Raw genomic sequence first — 12,131 nt, 5'->3', positions numbered from 1 at the left:
GGGTACCTAAAGCAACCTTTCAGGAGACATTCATGACGTCCATCGACGATATTAAATCGAAAATGCGCATCCCCGTTATTGGCGCGCCCATGTTTATTGTTTCAACGCCAAAGCTCGTCATTGCACAGTGCAAGGCCGGGGTCGTTGGATCTTTTCCATCACTAAACGCACGCCCAGAGGAAAAGCTCGATGATTGGTTAATCGAAATCAAAGAGACCCTCGCACAACATGACGAAGAGCAACCCAATTTACCCTCCGCCCCATTTGCCGTTAATCAAATTGTTCACCGTACAAATAACCGCTTAATGCACGATGTTGAGGCTTGCGTTAAACATGAAGTGCCGATCGTAATCACGTCGCTTGGCGCACGCGAAGAAGTCTACGACGCGATCCATTCATATGGCGGAATTGTTTTGCATGATGTGATCAATAATACATTCGCAAAAAAGGCAATTGAAAAAGGTGCCGATGGACTAATCTGCGTCGCGGCTGGCGCGGGCGGGCATGCCGGCGTTCAATCGCCTTTCGCATTGGTTCAGGAAATTCGCGAATGGTTCGATGGCCCCCTCGCCCTTTCAGGCTGTATAACACGCGGCCAGTCGGTCCTTGCCGCTGAAGCGATGGGCGCTGACTTTGGTTATGTGGGTACTGGCTTCATTGCCACCGAAGAAGCAAATGCGGATCAGGCTTATAAGGATGGTATTGTCGAAGCCTTTGCTGATGATATCGTCTATACGAATTACTTTTCTGGCGTGCATGGCAATTACATCAAAAGCTCTATTACCAAATCAGGCATGGACCCTGACAACTTGCCCGTAAGCGACCCCACCAAAATGGATTTCAAATCTGGCGGCGATAATGCCAAAAAAGTTTGGAAAGACATTTGGGGCGGCGGACAAGGCGTCGGTGCCATAAAAGAAATCACGTCCACAGCCGCTTTCGTCGACAAAATGGCTCGCGAATACGAAACGGCGAAGGCCGGCCTTTGTAACCGATAGGGGAACCTTCAGGCTCTCACTTCATCGCCAATTTATCTCTTATGAAAAATACAACATCTTACTGTCGCTATTTTGCACTTGGCTTGGCTGTACTTGCTGCAACCTCTTGCGGTAGAAATAGCGAAAATGAGGTTGGTGAATTCAAGAATGACTTCATCGGTAACGAGATAAAGGTTCAAGCCCTATCGGACCCAAAGGTAGAGGGGGTGACCTGTCATTTAACCCACTTCGACAGAGGTTTTTGGGACCGGGTTTCCAAGGGCAACTGGTTTGAAGACCCATCGAACGCATCTATTGCTTGTCGCCAAACAGGGCCCATTAGCATTGGCGAGATTGACTATGATAAGGATGGCGAAGAGGTTTTTTCCCAACGCATGAGCCTGGTTTTTAAATCGATTGCGGTACGGCGGATTTTCGACCCTGAAAACAAAACGCTGATCTATGTCGTATACAGTCGACGCCCCGTCGAAGGTTCAGCCAAAATGGGCATTTCAACGATTGCTTTATACGGTCAGGATATCAGTTTTCCCCTAGACCAATTTACTACGGAATAATTTAGTCGGTTAGGTTCCAAGCTATACCAAAACCGCGTAACTCTAATGGTCTAAAGATGATCAACCGGAGTGTTACGCTGTGAGAAACCGCCTTTGCAAAATCGTCGCGACAATCGGCCCAGCAAGCGCTTCGCCATCAATGCTCCGTCTGATCCACAATGCCGGAGTCGATATTTTTCGTTTGAATATGAGTCACGGTGAGCATGACAAGCTTACGATTGTGGCAAAGGCTATTCGCGACATTGAACGCGATACCGGCACGCCTCTGACGATTTTCGCGGACCTACAGGGACCGAAAATTCGCACAGGTTCATTTGCTGGTGGATCGATTAAACTACGCTACGGCGCTGAATATAAGCTCACCCACGCTGCCGAATCAAATGACGAAAACATCATCCCAATTCCGCATCGTGAACTTCTTGATGTCTTAGAACCGGGCGACGTTCTTAAGCTAGATGACGGAAAGTTACAGATCACTATTTCGGAACGGAACGACCGCCATATCATCGCAAAAGCCGATACGCCGGGAGAATTGAAAAACAAAAAAGGCATCAATGTACCTGGTCGCCGTCTGCCTATCTCAGCGCTCACCGAAAAAGACCGGGAGGATCTCGCATTTGCACTTGATCTCGGCGTAGACTACATCGCGCTATCATTTGTTCAGCAGGCCAATGATGTTCAAGAAGCGCGCGATATTATTAAGGGGCGTGCGGGCATCATTTCAAAAATTGAAAAGCCTTCTGCTGTTGATCAGTTTGATGACATTCTTGCACTTTCAGACGGGGTGATGGTTGCGAGGGGCGACTTAGGCGTGGAATGCGCGCCTGAGGATGTGCCACTTATACAACGCCGCATCATCCGCAGCTGCCGCAGCGCAGGAAAACCGGTTATTGTGGCAACGCATATGTTGGAATCGATGGTCGAATCCATCTCGCCGACGCGCGCCGAAGCATCAGACGTTTCTACCGCAGTTTATCAAGGGGCTGATGCTGTAATGTTATCGGCAGAGACAGCGGTTGGCCGTCACCCCCCCACCGCCGTTGCCATCATGGACCGCATTATTGGTGCCACGGAACGCGATGCTGACTCGGATGGTTTTAAAAATGTTCCGCGCGAAGAAGATGGCTACACAACCGCGGACGCAATTACCCTCTCCGCACGGCGCATTGCAGAAGTGCTCGATTGCAAATATGCGGTCGCATATACAAAGACTGGGTCAACCGCACGGCGGCTTTCGCGCGACCGTCCACACTGCCCTGTTATTGCAGCAACACCAGATATAGATGTCGCCCGTAAACTTGGTCTGTTTTGGGGTGTACGCCCAGTGGTTACCGAAGATATTTCGCATTTCCATGAAATGATCGAAAAAGCTGACACTCTCGCTAAGCAAAATGGGGGACATGATGGCGAACGGATCATTATCTTAGCTGGATATCCATTTGGCCGTCCGGGTAAGACCAATACACTTAAAATTAGCCGGATCGGTACACCAGAATAAGCACACTCTTGGCCGGGAACTAACCGCCGCCCGCCTTGTTCTCCTCTCATGTAGATTGGAGAGAGAGCATCATGCAAGACGACGCCCCAATTTCAGGTCAGCAGTTCTACGTTATCACAGCCGATAATCAGATGAATGCTCTCGTTGCAGAGCCTCAAAAGCATCGGCAATTTCCACAATCAGAAATGCCGGCAGCGTCAGCTTCATCTGCCGAAAGTCCCCGCAATTTACGATCGGCGCTCACCGAAACAGTAAACTCGGTTGGACAATTCATGTCCAATATTCGCAACACAAAACACTAGAAAGGAGGAGTGACAATGGCTCGTTCCGAAGGTGACATTCTCAAGGTCATTCTGTCCGTTCTATTGCCGCCAGTCGGCGTCGCAATGGAGGTCGGATTCACAGCGCAGTTTTGGATCAACGTGGTTCTAACGCTGCTCGGCTATATCCCGGGCATAATTCACGCGCTTTGGATTATCTTGCGCCGCTAACGCTTCCCCATGGAGGAACCTATGAAAATCAACGATTCAAATTACACAGATGATTCATCACTAGACCGGCTTCGTCGATTTGTATCAAAAACCCTTGGCAAAGCCCCCCAGGCCCCCTCGAAAGCATCAGACAATCCCACGGATAAAGCTGAGGAAAAGTCGCCGACATCTGAGGCTGACAAAACCGTATGAGACTGGCAAAATTAGCGGTACGTCAAATTTTAGCCGCCAAAGGGTTTTGTCATGACGATTTCCACACGCACACATTCTTACGACATCAGCGGCAAGTCATATAAAGCGTTTATTGCTAGTCATGACGCAGCGGCACCAACTATTTTGATATGTCACGCGTGGGCAGGACGAACAGAATTTGAAAACCAAAAAGCCGAAGCGTTCGCGGCTTTGGGCTATACAGCCATTGCCATTGATCTTTTTGGTAGCGATGTAGTTGGAACGTCGACCGAAGAATGTCAGGCGTTAATGACACCCTTCATGGAAGATCGCGCGAAACTTCGTGAACTATTATTGGCCAATATCACAGAAATGAAATGGTTAGATCAGGTTGACGCAGATAACGTCGCCGTTGCGGGATATTGCTTTGGTGGTCTTTGCGCCATCGATGTTGCTCGTGCGAATGCTGCCGTAAAGGGCGTAATTTCTTATCACGGTCTTTTCACAAGCCCGGACAAAACAGCTGATAAAATCGATCCTAAATTGTTGGTGCATCATGGCTGGGATGACCCAATGGCACCGCCCGCAGACGTTGTTTCACTGGGTACCGAGTTGACCAAAGCAAACGCTGATTGGCAGCTTCATGCCTATGGCAACACAATGCATGCCTTCACTAACCCAAAGGCTAATGACCCTGATTTTGGCACCGTTTATAATGCAGATGCGGATCGCAGATCCTGGCAGTCAACGATTGAATTCCTCGAAGAATTATTCGCCTAACGCTTCGTTGGCTTTTTCGCCGTTTTCTTTGGTTTCTTTTGTGATCGAGAAGCGGCGCCAAGTGCGAGTTGCGTCCAGTGCTTTAGTGCATCAGCATCGTCGTATATTTCATCCGGTGCCGAGTAATAAGACATCGATCCGGTTTTTCCGTTATCGAATTCATAGGTGAAGCGCGCACAACCAGCCTGTTCGAATTCGGCTCGCGTTATGTCATCAACTTTAAACCATAATCCTTCATCACCGGTAATGGCAAAAATTGCCCCATCACAATAGACACCAGCCCCGCCGAACATTTTGCGAATGGTGATTTGCCCAAAAGGAGAAAACAAATCTTTGAGGTGGCTAAGATAGGAGGAAGAAATTGCCATACCTAACCACCCGCGATCCAATCAGGCGTCTACGTTAGCCGGAATAATTGTAACGCTTTCCCCACAACCACACGCATCCGTCTGGTTGGGATTGTTGAATACAAACCGTTGAGATAGCTTCTCTGTCACAAAATCGATCTGTGTACCTATTAAAAAAAGAATTGCCTTAGGGTCGATCAAAATTTTGATACCGTTCTCTTCAACGACTTCGTCAAGTGGTGCCGCCTCGGTTGCATAGTCCATGGTGTATTCCATACCAGCGCAACCACCGTTTTTAACGCCAATTTTCACGCCAATAAAATCTTCGGCCGCATCAGCCATAATTTCACTCATACGACTTGCGGCGACATCCGTTAGCGTTATCACTTTTGGTCTAGGTCGAGCCATTATAGCCATCCTAATTCAAGTTTCGCCTCATCCGACATCCGTTCAGGTGTCCATGGCGGTTCAAAAACCATATTCACCGTCACATCTTCAACGCCCTCGGTCCCGCGCACTGCGCCTTCTACCCAGCCCGGCATTTCACCAGCAACAGGACACCCCGGTGCCGTTAGCGTCATATCGACCGTAAGGTGGCGCTCATCGTTGAGATCTACCTTATAGATGAGGCCCAATTCATAAATATCAACCGGGATCTCTGGGTCATACACCGTCTTGAGTGATCGAATGATATCGCCCGTAATGCGTTCAAGTTCCTCGGCTGGAATAGACGAAGCCCCAGAGGTTTCCGCCTGTGGCGCGCGTTCTGGTGCCGGTGGATTTACGTCGATGATATCTCTTTGATTTTCCATAAACTAAACTTAGCCCAACATTTCATATGTCTTATGGAGACCCGTAATAAGCGCCTCCACGTCTTTGTGTGTATTATAAGCGGCAAACGATGCTCGTGCCGTAGCATCTACGCCTAGTCGTTGCATAAGTGGTTGGGCACAATGATGTCCCGCACGAACCGCGACGCCCGTTCTATCCAAAATAGACGAAATATCATGCGGATGCGCACTCTCCACCGTGAATGCTATAATTGGTGCTTTTTCTGCTGCTCTACCATAGATGCGCACGAAGTTCAGTTTCGACAACTCTTCAATCGCATGCTCACGCAGATTTGCTTCATGTGCGGCGATTGCGGAAACACCCTTGGCCTGCATCCATTCAAGCGCCTTACCCAACCCAATCGCCTCTAAAATTGGCGGCGTGCCCGCTTCAAAACGATGTGGAGATTCGTTGTATGTGACCGCCTCCGTCGTCACTAAATCGATCATCTCGCCACCACCCTTATAAGGGGGGAGTTTATCCATTATCGATTTTTTACCGTACAAAACGCCAACACCAGACGGACCATATAGCTTATGGCCGGTCATGACATAAAAATCACAATCAATTTCACGGACATCGACACTACCGTGAACAGCACCTTGGCACCCATCGAACAGTATTTTTACGCCATGTTCATGCGCGATGCGGGTTAGTGCTTTGGCTGGCGTTGTGACTCCCAGCACATTCGACATGTGCGATATAGCCACGAGTTTTGTTCGATCCGTAAAAAGCGCCCGATAGGCATCAAGATCAATTATTCCGTCATCGGACAGGTCGAGCCATTTCAGCACCGCCCCTTTGCGTTCCCGCAAAAAATGCCACGGTACGATATTAGAGTGATGCTCAGCGACCGAGAGAATTATTTCATCACCCTCATTGATTTCACTATGACCATCGACTGTTGCGCCCATAGCATAAGAAATCAAATTGAACGCGTCGGTTCCGCCTGATGTAAAAATGATCTCATCGGGCGATGCTGCGTTGATAAAGCTCGCGACAATTTTGCGCGCGTCTTCATAAGCAGATGTCGTTTCGTTTGACAGCAAATGCAGACCGCGATGAACATTTGCGTAGGAATGTTCCATAGAATTGGTCATCGCATCAATAACAGCGCGCGGCTTTTGCGCAGATGCCGCACTATCTAGATAGACTAGCGGTTTCCCGTAAGCTTCACGAGACAAAATCGGAAACTCGGCCCGTAACGCCTCGACATCTAGTTCATGAATACTCATGACGATGCCAGCCAATTTTGTACTTGGGTCTCGAACACTGATCGCAATTTCTCATCCGCGATTTCGCTCATGACTTCACCCACAAATGCATCAACCAACAACGCACGTGCTTCTTCTTCTGATAGGCCGCGCTGTTGCAAATAAAACAATGCGTCTTTGTCTAAAGCTCCTACCGTCGAACCGTGTGCGCACTCAACGTCATCCGCATAGATCTCAAGTTCCGGCTTGTGATTAGCCTCCGCGGTGTCAGACAAAAGCAGCGCATTCGCGGTCATTTTCGCGTCAGTTTTTTGGGCTTCACGCTCTACGTAGAACTTGCCTTGAAAAACATTTCGGCCACGGTTACGCGCCACACCTTTATGTAACTGGCGAGTTTGACAATGCGGCGCAAGATGCCGAGTTTCCGAAGTAAAATCAGCATGACGTTCATCCGACAATAACGAAGCGCTATTAATTGTCGCCTTTGAATTTGGCGACCAGAAGTGCGCATGAGTTTCATGTCGGCAGAGCCTCCCGCCAGTCGATAGCGACGTCTGATTGAACTCCGCATTTCCCTCTATTTTTGCGGCGCATATAGCATGTGTAGTGTTTTCCGGTCCGGTCTGTTGGAGCACGGCGCGATTAAACTTTGCTTCGTCACGGACCACTAAATGAAACAGATGCGAATATAGACCAGCAGACTGGCCCTCATAAGTTTCAATTATCTGCACACGCGCATTCGCCGAAATACGCATCATAGTCTGCGCAAATGAAAACCCACTGCCAGAGATAATATGTCTGATTAAAATTGGCCGATCGAGCTGAACATTTTCACCGATTTCGATGCCCAATGATTTTCGAGCCAGCGCCACATTAAGATTGGCCAACGCATTGTTTTCTAATTCAGGGATGGTCGCGACCGCATCCATTATTCCGTAGCGAACTCCGTCAGGCATATCCTCGTGCGGTAGTTCAATCCGGCCATCGTACAAACGAAACTCAAGCGGCTTCAAATGGTCAAATGGCGATGCCCCTACCGGAAGCTCCGTAACGTCATTCGCCGGCTCAAAATTGCGCAATGTGGTTGCAAAGTCTGACCACTTCCAGTTCTCAATACGCCGGTTCGGTAGACGCAGCTGTGTGAAACGATCATACGCTGCGGCTTGCGCCTCGTTTATCGACGAACGGCTTTTGAACGCCGCATCGAATGCCGTCTCTAACGCCGTCGGATTTTCAACATTTGTCTTGGACATGTTTTAAGCCGCTTCAATAAACTGTTCGTAACCGGACTTTTCTAATTCAATTGCTAGTTCTGGCCCACCGGACTTAACAATCTGCCCGCCCGCCAACACATGAACAGCATCCGGTTTTATATAATCCAAAAGCCGCTGATAATGAGTGATCACCAAAAACCCGCGCTCCGGTCCGCGTAAAGCGTTGACCACATCGCCAACCATTTTCAACGCGTCAATATCAAGCCCTGAGTCAGTTTCATCCATTATTGCAAAATGCGGCTCAAACATTGCCATCTGCAACATTTCCATACGCTTCTTCTCACCACCGGAAAATCCAACGTTGAATTGACGTTTGAGTTTTTGGTCATCAAGCCCGACGAGCTTCGCTTTTTCACGCACCAGCTTGATGAAATCAGCCGCAGAAATATCTTCCTCGCCGCGTGCTTTGCGCTGCGCGTTTAACGCCGTCCTTATAAAGGTCATTGTCTGAACGCCAGGAATTTCCATCGGGTGCTGAAACGACAGGAATAACCCCTTGGCAGCGCGCTCATTTGCATCCATTTCGAATAAAGGATCGCCGTTGAGCAAAACCTCACCACTGTTTGCTTCATAGTCATCGCGCCCAGCAATCGTATATGAAAGCGTTGATTTACCCGATCCATTTGGGCCCATAATAGCGTGTACTTCGCCAGCTGGAACGTCCAGCGAAAGGCCCTTCAAAATTTCATTTCCACCGACGGAAACTTTGAGATTGTCAATTTTCAACATTGTATAGCTTCATTTCATTTTAAAATTTTTCAAGCATCTCCGGGAATTTGAATTGGCCGCTTAGCCAACACTTCCCTCCAGGCTGACGCTCACTAGCTTCTGTGCTTCAACCGCAAACTCCATCGGAAGCTCTTGTAGAACCTCTTTACAGAAACCATTCACCAAAAGCGCAACCGATTCTTCTTCTGACAAACCGCGTTGCTGACAGTAAAACAGTTGATCCTCAGAAAGACGTGATGTTGTCGCTTCATGTTCAAGGATCGCATCCGGGTTCTTGCTTTCAACATAAGGAACCGTATGTGCCCCGCAATTATTGCCGATCAAAAGCGAATCACACTGGGTGAAATTTCGCGCGCCGCCCGCCTTTCGGTGAATAGCCACAAGGCCGCGATAGGTAGAATTCGATTTACCCGCCGAAATCCCTTTGGAAATAATCCGCGATTTCGTATTCTTACCAAGATGGATCATCTTGGTACCCGTATCAGCTTGTTGGTGGTTATTTGTAATTGCAATCGAATAAAATTCGCCTTGCGAATTATCACCTTTGAGAACGCAAGAGGGGTACTTCCACGTAACCGCTGATCCCGTTTCCACCTGCGTCCACGACACCTTTGAATTGACGCCGCGGCAATCCGCACGCTTGGTCACAAAATTGTAAATGCCGCCCTTGCCATCTTTGTCGCCAGGGTACCAATTTTGAACGGTCGAGTATTTGATCTCCGCGTCATCTTCAATCACTAGCTCAACCACAGCGGCGTGAAGCTGGTTTTCATCCCGCATTGGCGCAGTGCAACCTTCGAGATATGACACATACGATCCCGGCGCTGCGATAATCAGCGTGCGCTCAAACTGACCGGTATTTGCCTCATTAATACGAAAATAGGTCGATAGCTCCATTGGGCAACGAACGCCTTCCGGAACGTAAACAAACGTACCATCAGAAAACACTGCGGAATTAAGCGTCGCGAAAAAATTATCCGAAGTCGGCACAACTGAACCAATATATTTCCTGACAAGATCTGGATGCTCGCGTATGGCTTCCGAAATTGACATGAAAATCACGCCAGCTTTTTGAAGCTCCTTCTTGAACGTAGTGGCAACAGATACACTATCGAAAACCGCGTCAACGGCCACTCTTGGCTGTTGACCATCCGGATGCGTGCGCGCCTCAGCCGGGCTTTCCCCCGCACCTTCCACACCCAACAACACCTCTGCTTCACGCAATGGAATACCGAGCTTTTCGAAATCCGCTAAAATTTCAGGTGGGACATCATCAATAGATTCGTATTTTGCACCGGATTTTGGCTCGGCGTAATAATACGCATCCTGATAATCAATTTCAGGATAATCAACCATGGCCCATTTTGGTTCCGCCATCGTCAACCACCGACGATAAGCCTCAAGACGCCACTTCAACATCCATTCCGGCTCTTCTTTTTTTGCCGAGATGTATCGAATGGTATCCTCTGAAAGACCTTTCGGGGCCTTTTCGGACTCAATGTTGGTCGAGAAACCATATTTGTACGTTTCCAGCGACTTGGCTGTTGCTACGGTGTCCCGACTGATTGTTTCTTTTACTTCGGACATTACGCCGCCTTCGCTTTAATTCGATTATACGCTGCTGGCCATTCGCGAATAAATGCATCCGCATCGACCTCAGTTGAATTCCATCCCAACGACACGCGTATGGCTGAGGTCGCATCGTCCTCGTTAGCGCCCATCGCGGTCAAAACATGGCTTGGTTTCGCTTTTCCGGACGAACACGCAGATCCCGCAGATATTGCAAGACCAGCCAAATCCATGGCCATTAATTGTGTTGCTCCAGAAAATCCGGGTGCAGATAAACATAACGTACCGGGAAGACGTGATACATCGCCGCCCCAAATTTTTGCACCGACTTCTATGGCAATAGATTCCATCTTGTCGCGCAAGACCGCTATTTCTGCTGCCCGCGCAAGGGACTTATGCGCCAATTCACATGCACAACCCAATCCAGCAATGCCTGGAGTGTTGGTCGTGCTCGCGCGGCGATTCATTTCCTGACCACCGCCCCGGAGTACGGGTTCAAGCGCCAAGTTAGGACCCGCAACCACCGCACCAACCCCAAGCGGGCCACCAAATTTGTGCCCCGTGAAGCTGAGAATATCGGCGCCAGACATAACAAAATTTACAGGCACTTTGCCTACAGCTTGCGCAGCATCGCAAAATAATAATCCATCGGCGCCATGAACCAGATCAGCAACATCTGGGATTGGCTGAATCACGCCCGTTTCATTATTGGCAAACATCACGCAGGCCAAAAACTTGCCTTCCCGCACGACATCATAATTAGCAAGCCGACTTTCAAGCCAGTCAAGATCACAAACGCCCGACGCAGTGACAGGAATCATTTCAATCTCGGCACCGGTTGTCTGTGCATTGGCCAACACTGCGGGGTGTTCAATCGCACTTACAAAAATCCGACTTAAACCTTGTGCCTTGACCGCGCCATGTAGCGCGTAATGAATCGACTCGGTTCCGCCACTTGTGAAAACAATGCCGTTCACCGGCGCATTGACCAAGGCACGCACTTTTTTGCGCGCATCTTCGATAACTTTACTGGCCCGGCGGCCCTCTTCGTGTACGGATGAATTATTACCGTCGAGACGCATTGTCTCAGCAACAACGTCCACCACTTCGGGCCTAACGGGCGATGTCGCATTATGGTCGAGGTAATGACGGGTCATTGCACCACCTCCGCGATCGGATTGTTCTTTAAAGTGGGGCGATCCGCCCCCTCTCCCGGCGCATTGACTGACGCAATGCCGAGCACGCGTTTCTTTAAAATATCCTCAAGCGTTACTGCATTCAGAAAAATTTCGATGTGGCGGCTCAGTTCATCCCATAGGTCATGGGTCAAACAGCGCGCCGACGTACCTTTACACCCTACCGAAGATCCCGGGATACATGCTGTCGTTCGAATTTCTTCATCAACTGCGGCGACGATTTCAGCAATACGGATATTAGCAGGAGCGGCAGTTAACGCATAACCGCCAGCGACACCACGCGCACTTTCCACCAGTCCTGCACGGCGAAGCTTCCCAAAAAGCTGTTCGAGATAGGAAAGCGAAATTCCCTGACGCAATGCGATATCCGACAATGACACGAGTGCGCCACTACCCGCGCCCGTGGCCGCTATATCAGTCATCGCAGCAACTGCGTATCTGCCTTTTGTCGTTAGCTTCACTCTTGCAATCCGCCTTTG

Annotated in this window: 16 protein-coding genes; 7 read left to right on the top strand and 9 right to left on the bottom strand. The window is 49.2% G+C overall.

All coding sequences use genetic code 11. The features are described from left to right. The first annotated feature begins 32 nt into the window (after window positions 1-32). The 7 genes from ABFZ84_RS08775 (at window position 33) to ABFZ84_RS08745 (ending at window position 4,492) form a co-directional block, all read left to right on the top strand. Entirely contained in the window at window positions 33-998 is a 966-nt protein-coding gene (locus tag ABFZ84_RS08775) for an NAD(P)H-dependent flavin oxidoreductase (RefSeq protein WP_369313623.1), read from the top strand. A 41-nt stretch (window positions 999-1,039) separates the two neighbouring features. After that, complete coding sequence (locus tag ABFZ84_RS08770) at window positions 1,040-1,552, top strand: CreA family protein (RefSeq protein WP_369313622.1); 513 nt, start codon at window positions 1,040-1,042, stop codon at window positions 1,550-1,552. A 79-nt stretch (window positions 1,553-1,631) separates the two neighbouring features. Continuing rightward, window positions 1,632-3,050: a pyruvate kinase gene (gene pyk, locus ABFZ84_RS08765; protein WP_369313621.1), complete on the top strand. Its 1,419-nt coding sequence runs from the start codon at window positions 1,632-1,634 to the stop codon at window positions 3,048-3,050. 71 nt (window positions 3,051-3,121) lie between these two features. Then, window positions 3,122-3,352, top strand: coding sequence for a hypothetical protein (locus tag ABFZ84_RS08760; protein ID WP_369313620.1), 231 nt, complete (start codon window positions 3,122-3,124; stop codon window positions 3,350-3,352). A 15-nt stretch (window positions 3,353-3,367) separates the two neighbouring features. Then, window positions 3,368-3,541, top strand: coding sequence for a YqaE/Pmp3 family membrane protein (locus ABFZ84_RS08755; protein WP_369313619.1), 174 nt, complete (start codon window positions 3,368-3,370; stop codon window positions 3,539-3,541). Between the two features lie 21 nt (window positions 3,542-3,562). Further along, a complete protein-coding gene (locus ABFZ84_RS08750; protein ID WP_369313618.1) occupies window positions 3,563-3,733 on the top strand; it encodes a hypothetical protein in 171 nt (56 codons plus the stop codon). Between the two features lie 51 nt (window positions 3,734-3,784). Beyond that, the gene (locus tag ABFZ84_RS08745; RefSeq protein ID WP_369313617.1) at window positions 3,785-4,492 is read left to right on the top strand and encodes a dienelactone hydrolase family protein; all 708 of its coding nucleotides are present in this window, start codon (window positions 3,785-3,787) and stop codon (window positions 4,490-4,492) included. On the opposite strand, the gene ABFZ84_RS08740 is transcribed toward ABFZ84_RS08745, so the two are convergent. The 9 genes from ABFZ84_RS08740 to ABFZ84_RS08700 are packed head-to-tail and all read right to left on the bottom strand — an operon-like array spanning window position 4,489 to window position 12,113. Next, window positions 4,489-4,860 carry a TfoX/Sxy family protein gene (locus ABFZ84_RS08740; RefSeq protein ID WP_369313616.1) on the bottom strand — a complete coding sequence of 124 codons (372 nt, stop codon included), beginning with the start codon at window positions 4,858-4,860 and terminating at the stop codon, window positions 4,489-4,491. The genes ABFZ84_RS08745 and ABFZ84_RS08740 overlap by 4 nt on opposite strands. A 21-nt stretch (window positions 4,861-4,881) precedes the next feature. Continuing rightward, the gene (locus ABFZ84_RS08735) at window positions 4,882-5,247 is read right to left on the bottom strand and encodes a HesB/IscA family protein (protein WP_369313615.1); all 366 of its coding nucleotides are present in this window, start codon (window positions 5,245-5,247) and stop codon (window positions 4,882-4,884) included. Further along, window positions 5,247-5,651: an SUF system Fe-S cluster assembly protein gene (locus tag ABFZ84_RS08730; RefSeq protein ID WP_369313614.1), complete on the bottom strand. Its 405-nt coding sequence runs from the start codon at window positions 5,649-5,651 to the stop codon at window positions 5,247-5,249. Before ABFZ84_RS08730 ends, ABFZ84_RS08735 begins: the two co-directional genes overlap by 1 nt. A 9-nt stretch (window positions 5,652-5,660) precedes the next feature. Continuing rightward, complete coding sequence (locus ABFZ84_RS08725) at window positions 5,661-6,905, bottom strand: cysteine desulfurase (protein ID WP_369313613.1); 1,245 nt, start codon at window positions 6,903-6,905, stop codon at window positions 5,661-5,663. Beyond that, complete coding sequence (gene sufD, locus ABFZ84_RS08720) at window positions 6,902-8,137, bottom strand: Fe-S cluster assembly protein SufD (protein ID WP_369313612.1); 1,236 nt, start codon at window positions 8,135-8,137, stop codon at window positions 6,902-6,904. The genes ABFZ84_RS08725 and sufD overlap by 4 nt, the downstream gene beginning before the upstream one ends. 3 nt (window positions 8,138-8,140) lie before the next feature. Beyond that, window positions 8,141-8,887: a Fe-S cluster assembly ATPase SufC gene (gene sufC / locus ABFZ84_RS08715; RefSeq protein ID WP_369313611.1), complete on the bottom strand. Its 747-nt coding sequence runs from the start codon at window positions 8,885-8,887 to the stop codon at window positions 8,141-8,143. A gap of 60 nt (window positions 8,888-8,947) precedes the next feature. After that, window positions 8,948-10,474 carry a Fe-S cluster assembly protein SufB gene (sufB, locus tag ABFZ84_RS08710; protein WP_369313610.1) on the bottom strand — a complete coding sequence of 509 codons (1,527 nt, stop codon included), beginning with the start codon at window positions 10,472-10,474 and terminating at the stop codon, window positions 8,948-8,950. Further along, complete coding sequence (locus tag ABFZ84_RS08705; protein WP_369313609.1) at window positions 10,474-11,613, bottom strand: cysteine desulfurase family protein; 1,140 nt, start codon at window positions 11,611-11,613, stop codon at window positions 10,474-10,476. The genes sufB and ABFZ84_RS08705 overlap by 1 nt, the downstream gene beginning before the upstream one ends. After that, entirely contained in the window at window positions 11,610-12,113 is a 504-nt protein-coding gene (locus ABFZ84_RS08700) for an Rrf2 family transcriptional regulator (protein ID WP_369313608.1), read from the bottom strand. Before ABFZ84_RS08700 ends, ABFZ84_RS08705 begins: the two co-directional genes overlap by 4 nt. Window positions 12,114-12,131 lie beyond the last annotated feature (18 nt).

The organism is Hyphococcus lacteus (genome assembly GCF_041058985.1).
In the GTDB taxonomy this organism is placed as follows: Bacteria; Pseudomonadota; Alphaproteobacteria; order Caulobacterales; family Parvularculaceae; genus Hyphococcus; species Hyphococcus lacteus.
The sequence above is the reverse complement of the archived record's forward strand: the minus strand, read 5'-3'. Positions and strand labels throughout refer to the sequence as shown.